14 protein-coding genes are annotated in these 14,097 nt (G+C 64.3%); 4 read left to right on the forward strand and 10 right to left on the reverse strand.

Annotated elements, in window-relative coordinates; translation table 11 throughout:
- Positions 1-55: 55 nt before the first annotated feature.
- The 3 genes from ACFQO4_RS02435 to ACFQO4_RS02445 all read right to left on the reverse strand — a co-directional run bounded on the left by ACFQO4_RS02435 (position 56) and on the right by ACFQO4_RS02445 (position 2,642).
- The gene (locus tag ACFQO4_RS02435; protein ID WP_500259415.1) at positions 56-1,330 is read right to left on the reverse strand and encodes a cation:proton antiporter; all 1,275 of its coding nucleotides are present in this window, start codon (positions 1,328-1,330) and stop codon (positions 56-58) included.
- Positions 1,331-1,363: 33 nt separating this feature from the next.
- On the reverse strand, positions 1,364-1,858 hold the full coding sequence (locus ACFQO4_RS02440) for a cation:proton antiporter regulatory subunit (RefSeq protein WP_500259416.1): 495 nt from the start codon (positions 1,856-1,858) through the stop codon (positions 1,364-1,366).
- A 148-nt stretch (positions 1,859-2,006) separates the two neighbouring features.
- A complete protein-coding gene (locus tag ACFQO4_RS02445) occupies positions 2,007-2,642 on the reverse strand; it encodes a DUF8159 domain-containing protein (protein ID WP_500259417.1) in 636 nt (211 codons plus the stop codon).
- Positions 2,643-2,759: 117 nt separating this feature from the next.
- On the opposite strand from ACFQO4_RS02445, the gene ACFQO4_RS02450 reads away from it, so the two are divergent.
- Positions 2,760-4,019: a cation:proton antiporter gene (locus ACFQO4_RS02450; RefSeq protein WP_500260443.1), complete on the forward strand. Its 1,260-nt coding sequence runs from the start codon at positions 2,760-2,762 to the stop codon at positions 4,017-4,019.
- A gap of 60 nt (positions 4,020-4,079) precedes the next feature.
- Here ACFQO4_RS02450 and ACFQO4_RS02455 read toward each other — a convergent pair whose 3' ends face one another.
- From ACFQO4_RS02455 to ACFQO4_RS02475, 5 genes are all read right to left on the reverse strand, one after another.
- Positions 4,080-4,805, reverse strand: coding sequence for an ABC transporter ATP-binding protein (locus tag ACFQO4_RS02455; protein ID WP_500259418.1), 726 nt, complete (start codon positions 4,803-4,805; stop codon positions 4,080-4,082).
- Positions 4,798-5,607: an ABC transporter ATP-binding protein gene (locus tag ACFQO4_RS02460; protein ID WP_500259419.1), complete on the reverse strand. Its 810-nt coding sequence runs from the start codon at positions 5,605-5,607 to the stop codon at positions 4,798-4,800. Before ACFQO4_RS02460 ends, ACFQO4_RS02455 begins: the two co-directional genes overlap by 8 nt.
- Positions 5,607-7,652, reverse strand: a complete 2,046-nt coding sequence (locus ACFQO4_RS02465) for an ABC transporter permease (RefSeq protein WP_500259420.1) — start codon at positions 7,650-7,652, stop codon at positions 5,607-5,609. Before ACFQO4_RS02465 ends, ACFQO4_RS02460 begins: the two co-directional genes overlap by 1 nt.
- Positions 7,653-7,670: 18 nt before the next feature.
- Complete coding sequence (locus ACFQO4_RS02470; RefSeq protein WP_500259421.1) at positions 7,671-8,975, reverse strand: substrate-binding domain-containing protein; 1,305 nt, start codon at positions 8,973-8,975, stop codon at positions 7,671-7,673.
- A gap of 144 nt (positions 8,976-9,119) precedes the next feature.
- Positions 9,120-9,581: a MaoC/PaaZ C-terminal domain-containing protein gene (locus tag ACFQO4_RS02475; protein ID WP_500259422.1), complete on the reverse strand. Its 462-nt coding sequence runs from the start codon at positions 9,579-9,581 to the stop codon at positions 9,120-9,122.
- Positions 9,582-9,725: 144 nt separating this feature from the next.
- On the opposite strand from ACFQO4_RS02475, the gene ACFQO4_RS02480 reads away from it, so the two are divergent.
- Positions 9,726-10,139, forward strand: coding sequence for a universal stress protein (locus ACFQO4_RS02480; RefSeq protein WP_500259423.1), 414 nt, complete (start codon positions 9,726-9,728; stop codon positions 10,137-10,139).
- 269 nt (positions 10,140-10,408) lie between these two features.
- Complete coding sequence (locus ACFQO4_RS02485; protein WP_500260444.1) at positions 10,409-10,903, forward strand: GNAT family N-acetyltransferase; 495 nt, start codon at positions 10,409-10,411, stop codon at positions 10,901-10,903.
- A gap of 64 nt (positions 10,904-10,967) precedes the next feature.
- On the opposite strand, the gene ACFQO4_RS02490 is transcribed toward ACFQO4_RS02485, so the two are convergent.
- Complete coding sequence (locus ACFQO4_RS02490; protein WP_500259424.1) at positions 10,968-11,810, reverse strand: enoyl-CoA hydratase/isomerase family protein; 843 nt, start codon at positions 11,808-11,810, stop codon at positions 10,968-10,970.
- A complete protein-coding gene (locus ACFQO4_RS02495) occupies positions 11,810-12,730 on the reverse strand; it encodes a 3-hydroxyacyl-CoA dehydrogenase family protein (protein WP_500259425.1) in 921 nt (306 codons plus the stop codon). Before ACFQO4_RS02495 ends, ACFQO4_RS02490 begins: the two co-directional genes overlap by 1 nt.
- Before the next feature lie 148 nt (positions 12,731-12,878).
- Here ACFQO4_RS02495 and ACFQO4_RS02500 point away from each other — a divergent pair, with 148 nt between their 5' ends.
- Positions 12,879-14,021 carry a thiolase family protein gene (locus tag ACFQO4_RS02500; protein WP_500259426.1) on the forward strand — a complete coding sequence of 381 codons (1,143 nt, stop codon included), beginning with the start codon at positions 12,879-12,881 and terminating at the stop codon, positions 14,019-14,021.
- The last annotated feature ends 76 nt before the right edge of the window (positions 14,022-14,097 follow it).

Below are 14,097 nucleotides of genomic sequence, written 5' to 3' on the forward strand. Positions count from 1 at the left end.
TCCGCTGTGAGTTCGTTTCGGATGAAGAAACTCGACAGTCGAATCGATCGATCGATCAGTCGCCGCTCGAGACCGCCCCACTGCGTGCCTCGAGGCGCGGCACGAGCATCGCTTCGATGCGGTCGGCGTACTGCATGAACGTCGTCCCGATGATACTCATGACCAGCACGTAGCCGACGGCGAACGCGTAGATCTGGGTAGCGACGGATTCGGTGATCGCTCCGCCGGCACCCGCCACGGCGATGCTCGCAATAATCAGTGAGAACTCACCGCGTGTCGTCATGCCGAGGCCAACCCGCAGGGATCGACGCTCGTCGAGATTGTAGATTCGGCCACCGAGGTAGCCACTTAGCAGTTTCGTCGGCGTCGTGACGATCACCGCGACGGCGATCAGCCCAGCGACGCCGGCGAACAACTGTGGGTTCGTCTCGAGACCGATCCAGAAGAAGAAGATGGCGGCGAAGACGTCCCGGACAGGCTCGAGCAGTTGTTCGAGGTCGTGGACGTGGTCGGTCGCGGAGAAGGCCATCCCGACGAAGAAGGCAGCGACGGCCTCGCTCACGCCCAGGGCGAGCGCGGCGCCCGCGATCAGGACGAGGATTCCCAGCGCCCGGAGGACGAGGAACTCGTTGGAGTCGGTCTCGAGGCTTCGCTGGAACCAGGCGGTGCCGAACTGGACGAGTATCAAGAGCGCGAGGATGAACCCGATCGCGACGCCGATCGAGCCGAATGCCTCACCGACGTCGCCCCCGCCGAGGACGAGCGCGGAGACCACCGCGAGGTAAACCGCGATGAAGAGGTCCTCGTAGACGAGCGTGCCGAGCATCGGGTTCGCCTCGTCGTTGGCGATCCAGCCGAGGTCGATCAGGGACTTGGTGATGATCGCACTCGAGGAGATGTAGACGATGCCCGCGACGAGCAGGGCCGCGAGGAGTGACTCGAAGAGCACGAACCCGAGGAGCAGTCCGGCGCCGAAGTTGACGACCAGGTCGACGCTCCCGGCTTTCCCGATGTCGTGTCTGGACGCCAGCAGTCGCTCGAGGTTGAACTCGAGGCCCAGGAAGAACAGCAGGAAGACGATCCCGAGTTCGGCCCCCAGGTGGATGAACTCGGCCTGGCCGTCGAGCGCCAGCGCCTCCCCGTGCGGGAGGACGTCTGTCCCCAGGAGGGACGGAAAGTCGACCGTTCCGAGCACGTACGGGCCCGAAAGCATCCCGGCGACGATGTAAAACGGAATCACCGATTGGTCGATGCGCGAGGCGAGCAGGCCGGCGACGGCGGCGACGGCGAAGAGCGCGCCGACGTCGACCAGGTGGGTTTCAGCTGCCACTCTCGGACACCTCCAGTAGTGGCTGCACGAGGATCACCGCCCGCCGTCGCCTCCAACGAGTGACTCGAAGTCCCGGCAGTCGTCGCGGTCGCCGACGACGACGAGCGTGTCGTCGGCCGCGAACGTCGTCTCCGGGCCGGGGGCAGCGAGAACCTCCTCGCCTCGCTGGATCGCGACGATCGAGACGCCGGTTCGCTCGCGGATCTGTGCCTCGGCGATGGTCTGTCCGACGAGTTCCGAGGCCGGGTCGAGGTTGTACCACTCGATGAACGTCTCGCCGGTGAGCATGGTCTCGACGCGCTCGGATTGCACCGGCTGGAAGTACGCGCCCTCGAGGATGGTTCCCACCTTGCGAGCGAGTCGATCGGACATTTCGAACACCTTCTCGCTGTCGGCACCCTCCTCGATCTTTTTGTAGATTTCCCGTTTCCCCGTGTTGTGTGTGACGATGACGAGGCGCTCCCCGTCCTCGAGTTCCACCTCGTACTTCTTACCGACGCCGGGAAGGTCGCTCTCGTAGATGGTCATACCCCGAAGACGGGAAGGGAGCGTAATAAACGCCGCGGGAATTGGCGGGCCTGCGCCGAGGATGTCGTGGGGTACGGGTCGCGGGCATCGGCTCGAGCGTCGACCGTGACGGAGGGAATCGGGACGGCAAGTGGGATACTCGATGACGCTACTCCTCCGGAGAGACGCCGACGAACGGCGGGTGGCGCCGCGAATCGATCGTCGCCGCCACCAGTTCGCCGTACTCGCTTGCCGTCAGGTCGCCGCTCACGTAGCGTTCGGCCCACGCGCTCTCGACCGTCGCCGAGCCGTAGGATTCGGGCGCGTCGTCGAGAATCGTGATCGCGAGGGCGACGGCGTCGTAGCCGGATTCGACCAGTGCCGCGTAGGACCCGGCGATCGGACCGAGTTCGTGGATCGTCCCCGATTCGTACCGCTCCCGGTTGACGTAGTCGAGCGTCAGCACGTCCCGCTCGCGCTCGAGTGACTCGACCTCGAGCCCTTCGGCCTCGAGCGTCTCTGCGAACGCGTCCTCGTCGGTGATTTCGTCGTCTACCGACTCGATTCCCGCCGCGAACACGTCCGTCCGTTTCGTTATCGGCAGGTCGGGAACGAGTTCGGCGATCGGCCAGGACGTATTCGGTGGGAGTTCCTCGCCTACGTCCTGGGTACAGCCCGCGAGCGACGCGGAAACGCCGACGGCGAGGATGCCGAGGGCGGTGCGTCTCGAGATTCGATCCGACGTGCTCGCCTCCGACGTGCTCGACTCCGACTCGACTCGCCCCGATTCGCTCGACTCCGACACACTCGACGCCCCTCCGAACCGTCGGTCCATAGCGAACGAACGACGACCACGACAAACGACGCTGTGCCTGCAACTGACGGGTCCGGTCTTATCCGATCGTTGATGGATAGTATCGATGTGGTACTCGAGTTGTACGATATCGGCTTCGTCGTCGTCGGTGTGACGCTGTTCGGCATCGCCGTGCTCCCCCGATACGTCGCCGACAGAGCGATTTCTCTGCCCATTTTCTTCGTGGTCCTAGGGTTTCTCGCGTTCGGATTACCGTTCGGGCTCCCTGCCCCCGATCCGCTCGAGCAGGGCCACGTCGTTGAACGACTCGCAGAGTTCGGGGTCATCATCGCGCTGATGGGCGTCGGACTGAAACTCGACCGGGCGCCAGGACTGCGTGCCTGGTCGTCGACCTGGCGGTTGCTGCTGATTGCGATGCCGCTATCGATCGCCGGTGCGGCACTGGTTGGCTGGTGGCTGGTCGGCCTCGTCGTCCCGACGTCGATTCTCCTGGGGGCGTGTATCGCTCCGACCGATCCCGTGCTCGCCTCCGAAGTTCAGGTTGAAGACCCCGGAGACGGATCCGAAGAGGACGTGATCGGCGAGGGGGAGTACGATGACGAGGTCAGGTTCGCGCTCTCCTCCGAGGCCGGACTCAACGACGGCTTCGCCTTCCCGTTCACGAACCTCGCCGTCGCCATGGCCCTCGTCGGCATGGCCCCGGGTAACTGGATGGGGGAGTGGCTGCTGGTCGACGTCGGCTACCGGGTCGTCGTCGGGACCCTCGCCGGCGTCATCCTCGGCTGGATCAGCGCCAGACTCATCTTCGGCACCGAACCGCACACGCAGATCGCCAGGTCCGTCCAGGGGCTCGAGGCCGTCGCCGGGACGCTCCTCGTCTACGGGATCACCGAACTCGTCGGCGGGTACGGCTTCATCGCGGTCTTCGTCGCCGCGGTGACGATCCGCAGTTCCGAACGGTCTCACGAGTACAACGACGCGCTCCACGAGATCAGCGAACTCGCCGAACAGGTCTCTATGGGGGTCATCATGGTCTTCTTCGGCGGCGCGATCGCCGGTGGCCTGCTCGCGCCGCTGACGCTCGAGGCGGTGATCGCTGCCGTTGCCATCGTCCTCCTCGTGCGTCCGCTGGCCGGTCTCGTCGGCTTCCTCGGCTCGAGTACGGGGTGGGCCGAACGCGGCGCCATCGCGTTCTTCGGCATCCGCGGGATCGGTTCGTTCTACTACCTCGCTCACGGCCTCAACGAGGCCGCCTTCTCCGACGCCGATCTGCTCTGGGCGCTCGTCGGGGCCGTCGTCCTCATCTCGATCGTCCTCCACGGGATCACGGCGAACCCCGTCATGCGAATGGTTACGGACTCGTCTTGAGCGGGGCCGTGACTCGCCGGCCGGCCGCGACTCGAGCGAAAATCCTCGAAAGGAGACCGCTCAGGCCGTGACGCCCAGGTACCGATCGAGTACCTCCTCGTCGGCCTCGAGTTCCGCCGAGGTCCCCTCCCAGACGATCTCACCCTGGTTGATGACGTAGTTCCGGTCCGCGAGGGCGAGGCCGACGTGGACGTTCTGTTCGATGAGGAGGACCGTAATCCCCCGGTCGTTGAGGCTCTCGATAATCTCCATGACGTCCTGGACGATGTACGGGGCGAGCCCCTCGGTCGGTTCGTCGAGCAAGATGAGGTCGGCCCCCGCGACGAGCGCCCGGGCGATGGCGAGCATCTGCTGTTCACCGCCCGAGAGCGACGACCCGGCGTTCCCCTCCCGCTCGGCGAGGTTCTCGAACGTCTCGAGCGCCTCGTCGACCGACAGCGAGTCGACGTCGTCAGCCCCGCCGTAGGAAGCGAGTTCGAGGTTCTCCCGGACGGTCAACTCGGGGAATATCTGGCGCTCCTCGGGGACGAGCGAGAGTCCCCGCTTGGCGGTCGCCGTCGCGTCGAGCTGGGAGATGTCCTCGCCGCGATAGGCGATCGTTCCCGACGTCGGCGTGACGATGCCCATGATCGACCGAAGCGTCGTCGTCTTGCCGGCGCCATTGCGCCCGATCAGCGAGACGATTTCACCCTCGTCGATCGCGAGCGACAGGTCGTGCAGGACTCGCGTCTCGCCGTAGCCCGCGTCGACGTCCTCGAGTTCCAGAAGCGGGGCGCGATCACTCATCGAGCGTCCCTCCGAGGTAAGCGTCCTGGACGGCCTGGTTACTGGCGATCTGGTCCGGCGTTCCCTCCGCGAGGAGTTCGCCGCGATTCAACACGCTGATTCGATCGGAAAGTTCCATGACGAGTTCGATGTCGTGTTCGATGAGTAATAATGTCTGATCTACCAGAACGTCCTGGATCAGACCGATCGTCTCTCGCGTCTCCTCGACGCTCATGCCGGCGGTCGGCTCGTCGAGCAAGACCAGTTCGGGATCGGTCGCCAGGACGACGCCGATCTCGAGGCGACGCCGATCGCCGTACGCCAGCGCGTTAGCGGTGACGTCCGCGACCGATTCGAGGCCGACGCGCTCGAGGATGCGCTCGGTTTCGGCGGCGATCTCATCGTAGCGGTCGGTCGGTCGAAACAGCGACTCGAGCAGCCCAATTTCCTCTCGGTTTACTGACTGGACCGCTAGTCTAACGTTTTCTCGAACTGATAAGCCACCAAATATATTCGATATCTGGAACGATCGGCCGATGCCGCGGCGGACGCGTTCGGCCGGCGAGAGCGACGTAATTGGAGTCAGTTCTTTGTCGTCGCGTCCGGCGAAGTAGATCTCCCCTTCCGTGACCGGAAGCCCCCCGGAGATGAGGTTAAACAGGGTCGTTTTGCCGGCCCCGTTCGGTCCGATCAGGCTCCGGAACTCGCCGTGCTCGAGCTCGAGGTCGACGTGATCCGTCGCCGTGAATTCGCCGAAGCGTTTGACCAGCCCCTCGGTGCGGAGGATAGGGTCTGCGTTACTTGGAAGTGGTTCGGTCCCCATCAGTCGTCACCTCCCGGTGCCGTATCGTCGGGGGTCGGTTTCGACCCGGGGCCGCCCGAGATGAGTGGACGAAGCTGCCCGGGAAGCGAGACCAGCCCCCGCGGAAGGAAGATGACGAACAGGATGAAGATGACACCGAGTACCAATCGCCAGTAGCCGGTGAAGTCGGTCAGCACATTCTCGAGGCCGAAGAAGACGAACGAGCCCAGAATCGGCCCGTACAGCGTCCCCATGCCCCCGAGGACGACCATAACGATAACCTCGCCCGATTTGATCCACTCGGCGGCCGAGGGCGTAACGAGTCCCGTGTTGAGCGCTGACAAACTGCCGGCGAGTCCGGCAACTGCCCCGCTGATGACGAACGCGCGGCGCTTGTAGACGGTCGTGTCGTAGCCGAGGAACGTCGCCCGTTGTTCGTTCTCACGGATCGCTTTCATGACCGCGCCGAACGGCGAGTTGAGAATTCGTCGGGTGAGGAAGAACGAAGCGACGAGGGCGGCCAGTACGACGTAGTAGAACAGGGCTGAGCCACCGAGAAGGACCGGACCGAGGACGACCTCGATTTCGTTGAGTTCGATGCCGGCGCCTCCGACACCGTAGTACGCGCCGAAGCCAAAGAGCCCGTCCGAGCCGCCGGTAAACGGCCGCTCCTCGATGAGACCGAAGAGCGAAATCGTATCCATCGAATAGATCGCGTTGTAGAACAATTCCGCGAACGCGAGCGTAATCATCGCGAAGTAGACGCCGGCAACCCGAATTGAGAGAACCCCGACGATCCACGCGGCCACCGCAGAGAGCGCGATAGCCAGCGCGATTGCGACGAACGCGGACTCGCTCACGTTGATCAGCGTGATCGCGGCCGTGTACGCGCCAAGCCCCCAGAAGAGGACGTGGCCGAGCGAAACGAGGCCGGTGTACCCCATGACGAAATCGAGTGACAGCGCGAACAATCCCCACAGGAGCATCCGGGTCACGAGCGTGACTGCGTACCCCGAGTAGAGCCAGCCGCTTCCGAACGGAATCAACACCAGCAAGACCACCATCACGAACCCGAGTTTCAGCCGCGTGTCCTGATCCAGAAAGCCACCGTTGGTTCCGGCCAGTAACGTCCCGCTTTCGTCCTCTGGAGCTTCGGTTCCGAACAGCCCCTGTGGGCGAACCAACAAGATCCCGATCATCAGTAGAAAGATCACCGTCCCCTCGAGCGCGGGGACGTTGGGTCGAATAATCGTTTCCTGGAGAACCCCGACGAGAAGCCCCCCGACGACCGCACCCTTGAAACTCCCGAGACCGCCGAGGACGACGATGACGAACGCTGGGATGATGAACGACATCCCCATGCTGGGGCTCACTTGTTGGGTTCCGCCAACGATGATCCCTGCAATCGCCGCAAGGGCGGCGCCAGCGCCGAACACCAGCGAGTAGTATCGGTCGATATCGATACCCAGATTCCGGACCATCTGGCGGTCCTGTGACCCGGCGCGAATAATGAGCCCGTACCGCGTGTGCTCGAGCGCCGCCCAGACGGCGAGGGCGACGAGAGTCCCGAAGACGATGATGAACAGGTTGTACGAGCTAAAACTAAACCCGAACAGCTCGAAGGTGCCACGGATGATCCCGGGGCGATTGAACGAGCGGTTCCCCGTCCCCCACACCAGATAGATCAGGTCGTTGATGACGAGCACCAGTCCGAACGTGAGCAAGATGTGATAGAGGGGATTTCGACCGTACAGCGGCCGGACGGTGAATCGTTCGATCGCCACGCCGACGACGCCGACGAGCAGCGGCGCGATCAACAGGGCGGCGAAGAACGCGTAACCGCCACCGAGGGGTGCAATTAACGCGAGCGCGAAGTACGCGCCGAGCGTAAAGAGTTCGCCGTGGGCGAAGTTGATGACGTGCATGACCCCAAAGATCACGGAAAGCCCGGCCGCTAGCAGGACGTATATGAGGCCGACCGTGAGCCCGTCCAGCAGTCCCTGCAAGGAGACGAAAGAAAAGACTCCGGTCGTGACCCCCTCCAGAAGGATGTGTGAAGATATCATTCAACTAGTGCTCTCCGGTCAGAGTGAACAACCCGTCGATTCACAGTCGGGGGCAGCTTCCTCGCCGTCGAGTTCCCACCCCTCGAGGAGGTTCACGTCCGCGATGTCCCCCTCCTCGGGTTCGACGCACTCGGCCATCCAGACCGGGTTCGTCGCCTGGTGATCGCACTCCCGGAATTCGACGGGACCGAAAATCGTCTCGTGTTCCATACCAGGCAGGGTGTCCTTGACGTCGGCAGGGTCGGTCGAACCGGCCTCGCGAATACCGTTCGCGACCATCCGGATCGATTCGTAGCCGACGCGCGAAAAGTTGTCCGGGAGGTCGCCGTCGTAGGCGTCCTGGTAGTCGCTGACGAACGTCTGGTTGTCGCCGGTCTCGATCGTCGGAACGTACCGGGTCCCGCTGTAGATGCCGTAGGCACCCTCACCCGCACCGGACATCACGGCCCTGAATGATCCGGTCGTCGTCACGATCGGAATTTCGTCGTGGAGCCCCCGATCTTTCGCCTGCGTGAGGAACGTCGCCAGGTCCGCGCCGGTCATCCCAACGACGAGCGCATCCGCCTCGTCGCTGGCGTCCGAAATCTGCGTGATGAACGAGGCGAAGTCCGTCGAACCGGGGTCCGAGCGGGTGATGCCGACTTCCTCGTACCCATCGCTGAGGTTCTCCATCCGCGTGCCGATCTCGTTGTGGACGGAGTTGCCGTAGGCGTAGTCGGCTATGTGGTAGAACAGCTGGTCGCCCATCTCCTCGGCCATCCACTGCGACATGACCTCCGCGATCTGGGCAGTGCTCGTCTCGAACCGGAACACCCACTCGTTGCAGTTCTCCCCGGTGATGGAGACGTCAGCTGCCCCCGGCGTGTACAGCACCTCGTTGTTCTGGGCGAAATCGTTCATCGCCAGCGCGACCGAACTCGAGATGCACCCGGTGAAGAACTCCGCGCCCTGGGACTGGACGGCGTTATTGGCCTCCTGGATCGCGGACTCGGAGTCGAGCTGAGTGTCGTACTCCTCGTACTCGAACTCGTACTCGTACTCGTCGCTCTCGTTTATCTGCTGGATGGCCAGTTCCGTTCCTCGGTGGCGTTCTTCGGCCAGCGCGCTGAACGGCCCCGTGAACGGCTCGAGAACGGCGAGTGGAACGGATCCGCTCGCGCCGCCGTTGCCGTTCCCGTTACCGTTGCCATTACCGTTGCCGTTGCCGTTCCCGTCCCCATTGCCGTCACCTGACGATTGAATACACCCGGCGAGTCCGGTCAGCCCGGCCGCCCCGCCGACGACTGCACCCCTAAGAAATTGCCTCCTGTTCCCCTGTCTCATGGTATCTCGAGTCACAAGTCCATCTATCGCGGATGCTGTATAAATATTCACCCGTAGATGGACGGGTTATATAAACACACAAGCTATTCGTCTGACGGAAAATCGACCGAAGACGAACGGTTCACCCAGAACGGGGGTGAAATATTATTCCTGGCGCTTGATGAGGAACTTCATGTCGCCCTCGAACACCACGTCGTCCTCCTGATTCGTCATGGTGGTATCGATCGTCACCAGACCCGCGTCGTCTTTGCTCGAGAGTTCGCGCTTCTCGGTGACCTCCATGTCGAGTTCGATGGTGTCGTCCATGTAGACCGGGTTCGGGATGTTCATGTAGTTCATCCCGAGGAAGGCGTAGACCGTCCGTTCGACGATGCCACAGCGGTAGACGAACCCGGTCGCCAGCGAAAACGTCATCGGGCCGTGAGCGACCCGTCCGTCGAAGTGACCGTCCTCCGCGAAGTGTTTGTTCGTGTGGAGTTCGGTCCAGTCGCCGGTGAACATCGAGTGGAGGACGAAGTCGGACTCGGTCACGGTTCGGCCGACGCTCTCGAAGGTCTGTCCCACTTCGAAGTCCTCGAAGTAGTGAGGCTCGTAGCTGTATGCCATGGTACGACTGTTCAAATAGAGCGGATAAATAGATTTTCCTCTCGTCATATGTCCCGACCGACGCCGCCTCGATCAGAGCAACCAAATCGCCTCGAGGCGCCTCGCACCCGAGAGATTATGACGATTCCACCACAATCGACGTGCATGTACCGGATACTGGTCGGTCTGGACACGAACGTCGAACGAGCACAGGTGCAGGCCCGAATGATCGCCTCGCTCCCCGCAGCGAGTACGGATGTAACCGCAATCTTGACCCACGTCTTCCAGGACAACCCAGAGGGGGCGTCGATCCAGCAACTCGATTCCGTCCGTCGTGCCATCGACGTCCTCGAGACCTACGACGTCGAGTACGAGTACTACGAGACGAGCGGGGAACCGGCGAGCGAACTCGTCGAGGCGGCGGCCGAACTCGAGGCCGACATGATCTGTCTCTCCGGTCGCAAGCGGACGCCCACTGGAAAGGTGCTCTTCGGGAGCGTCACCCAGGCAGTCATTCTCAGTAGCGAACGACCGGTGACGACCGTCTCGCCGTCATCCTCAGAATCGGGTGATCAATGACGGCCGTTTCGCCGGAGTGAGCACAGGACCAGGGCTCGCCGCCCGTTCGAGACACCTACTCGAGACAGCGTTCGCCCCTTCGAGAGCCTCGAGAGATATAAAGGACCCACGCATGTTCGGGACGAACGTGATGGTGCTGGCACCCGTACTGACTGATAAGAACGATTATATCGACCGACACCTGCGCCGCCTGGAACCCCTCGACGTGTGAGGGAACTGCCGGCTGTCCGCCTCGGTGCCCGCGCTTCATCGACAAGCACGGACGCGCACTGCTCGTCGAACCCGCGAGCGACCGCCACCGTGAGAGCCTCCGGTCCATGTACGCGGACTACCCCGACGCCCACCGATCGATGGGACTGCCGCCGATTCGTCTCGAGCGGATCGACGCCTGGCTCGACGCGTTGCTCGAGACGGGCACCAATCTCGTCGCTCGAGCCGGGACGCGCGTCGTCGGTCACGCGGCCTACGCGCCGACCTCGAGCGCGGAACCCGAGTTCGTGATCTTCGTCGACCCCGACTACCACGACGGCGGCGTCGGGAGCGAACTCTGCCGGCACACGATCGCTACGGCCGTCGATAACGGCCACGAGGCGCTCACGATCGATGTGGACGCGACCAACGAGCGAGCCGTACACGTCTACCGGAAGCTGGGGTTCCGGATCGTGAAGCGAAGCGGCGGCGACCTGGCCATGCGCCTGTCGTTCGACGAACCTATCGTCGACGCCGTCCGACTGCCGCCGGCTGAGCGGGAGACGCCCGCCTGAACGGCGCTCGAGCCTCGTGTCGGCGACGTGTCGGAACCCACGACGGGATTCGGCAAAACCCAGTCTATTCGCCCGTCCACTCCGGCTCTCGATCCTCGAAGAACGCGTCGATCCCCTCGTCCTTGTCCGCGGTTCCGAACAGCTGGGCGAACAGTTCGGCCTCGTACTCGATACCCTGCTCGAGGTCGGTCCGTGAGGCCGCCTTGACGGCGGTCTTTGCCAGCTCGAGGGCGACGGGACTCTGCTCGGCCATCGATTCCGCGAGGCCGTAGACCTCCTCGTCAAGTTCCTCGGCGTCTCCACAGACGATATCGACGAGACCGATCTCGCGCGCCTCCGCGGCGTCGATCAGGTCGCCCGAGAGGATGAGTCGCATCGCCTGGCCCTCGCCGACCAGGCGTGGGAGGCGCTGGGTACCGCCGCCACCGGGCATGATCCCGAGGTTGATCTCCGGCTGGCCGATCTTCGCCCGCTCGTGGGCAATGCGGACGTCACAGGCCTGGGCGAGTTCGCAGCCACCGCCCAGCGCGTGGCCGTTGAGCCGGCCAATCACCGGCTGGGGCAGGTCGTCGATCACCTCGTAGACGCGGGGGCGCTTCGAGATTTCGCGCTGCTCGAGGGCACTCCGGTCACGGAACTCGCCGACGTCCGCGCCGGCGACGAACGCCTTGGCCTCGTCGGCGCCCGTGAGGACGACGACGCGGACGTCGCTCTCAGCGACCGCGGCCACGATTTCCTTCAATTCGCGCCGAACCTGTGCGTTGAGCGCGTTTCGGGCGTCCGGCCGGTCGATCGTGACGGTCGCGACGCCGGGCACGCGGTCGCCGACGCTCGCGTGGACCAGATCGCAGTCCTCGGCCGCGGCGTCGATGTCCTCGGCCCCGTCGACGGGTCCGTCGGGGAGCATCAGTTCGACCCTCCGCCGTCGCCATCTTTTTCGCCGTCGGCGCCCTCGTACTCGCCGCTGACGCCCACGATCTCGCCGTCCGCCCAGACGTAGAATCCCTCCCCGGTCTTCTTGCCTAGCTTGCCGGCGCGCACCTTTCGCTTGAGCGCTTGCGGGGGTTTGAACCGCTCGCCGAGTTCCTCGCGCAGGTACTCGAGGATGTCCAGACGCACGTCGAGGCCGACGACGTCGCCGAGTTCGATGGGCCCCATCGGGTGGTTGTAGCCGAGTTCCATCGCGGCGTCGACGTCCCGCGGGTCGGCGACTCCTTCCTGAACCATCCGGATCGCCTCGACGCCGAGGGCGACGCCGAGTCTCGAGGAGGCGAATCCGGGCGAATCAGTCACTTCGACTGGTGTCTTGCCGATATCGTCGACGAAGTCGTGGGCGAACGCGACGGTGTCGTCGTCGGTCTGTTCGGCGACGACGATTTCGACCAGCCCCATTATGTGGACCGGGTTGAAGAAGTGCAGTCCGATCACGCGTCCGTCGCGTTCGGCCGCGCTCGCGATCTCCGTGATCGACAGCGACGATGTGTTCGTGGCGATGATCGTCTCGTCGTCGACGAGTTCCTCCACGTCCTCGAGCGTCCCCGTCTTGAGGTCGATGTCCTCCGGAACGGCCTCGATCACGAGGTCCGCGCCCTCGACGGCTTCCGCGAGGTCCGTCGTTCCCGAGAGGCGCTCGAGGGCGGCGTCGGCCTCCTCGCGGGTGACCTTGTCGCGTTCGATGCCGCCCTCGAGGTTGGTCTCGATGGACTCGAGGCCGTTCTCGACGTATTCGGTTTCGATGTCTCGCACGGTCACGTCGTGGCCCGCCATGGCCGTTACCTGGGCGATGCCGTGGCCCATGGTGCCGGCGCCGAGTACTGCGACTCGCATGTGTCGGGATTTTCGGGGCTGTGTGAAAGCCGTTTCCGTTTGGGCGATTCGTTCGCCGCTCGAGGGGTCCGCCGCCCCGGCCCCACAAGACCGGCGACCCCTGCGGAGAGCCAAACGCTTAACCCCCGACCGTCCGACCACCCTCGTGATGACAGACGCCGACGCAGAGGCCGTTATCGTCGATGCCGTACGGACGCCGCAGGGACGCAAGGACGGCGGACTCGCCGAGACATACCCTGAGGACCTCGTCGTAACCGTCCTCGAGGCGCTAGTCGAGCGCACGGGCGTTCCCGCCAAGGAGTGGGGCGACTTCCGACTCGGCTGTGCCAACCAGGAGAACGAACAGGGGCGGAACCTGGCCCGCCAGTCGCTGCTCGCCGGTGGCTTCCCGGAGACCGTCCCTGGAGCCACGACGACTCGGCTCTGTGGCTCATCGCTGACGACGCTCGTCGACGCCGTCCGGGCCGTCGAGACGGGCGACGGAGAGGTATACCCCGTCGCCGGCGTCGAGCACATGAGTCGAATTCCGTTCTCGAGTTGGCTCCACCCCGGCATCGAGGAGCGCTACGATACCGACGACCTACCGATGGGCGCGACCGCCGAACGGGTCGCCAGGCGGTACGACATTTCGCGGGAAGCCCAGGACGAATTCGCCCTTCGCTCGCACGAACGCGCGCTCGAGGCGTGGGACGAGGGCCGGTTCGACGACGAGGTCGTCCCAGTGAAAACAGCGGAGGGGACAGTCGAGACAGACGAGGGCCCCCGCCCTGACACCGACCTCGAGACCCTCGCCGGCCTGCCCACAGTGTTCGCGGACGACGACGCGGCGACCGTGACGCCCGGCAACGCCTCCCCGCTGACCGACGGCGCCGCAGGGCTGCTCGTCACGAGTCGCGAGTACGCCGAGGAACACGGGCTCGAGGTCCTGGCCAGCGTCGGCGCCCGCGGCGTCGCCGGCGTCGATCCGACCGTGATGGGAACGGGGCCGATTCCCGCCACCAGGCAGGCGCTCGAGGCTGCCGACCTCTCGGTTTCGGACCTGGACCTCGTGGAACTCAACGAGGCGTTCGCCTCCCAGAGCCTCTACTGCGCCGACGAACTCGGGTTCGACGACGACGAACTGAACGTCAACGGCGGCGCCATCTCGCTCGGTCACCCGCTCGGCTGTTCCGGCGCCCGCATTACGACGACCCTGCTCCACGAACTGGCTCGCCGCGACGGCCACTACGGTCTCGCGACCATGTGCGTTGGGTTCGGCCAGGGCGTCGCCGTCGTCTTCGATCGGGAGTGAGCCGGCTCGAGCGCGCTATTTTGTCGAGACGAAAATTCAGTTCGAGCGATCAGGACTCGAGGGCTCAGAACTCGGG

Origin of the sequence: Saliphagus sp. GCM10025334 (assembly GCF_042663485.1) — an archaeon.
GTDB lineage: Archaea > Halobacteriota > Halobacteria > Halobacteriales > Natrialbaceae > Natronosalvus.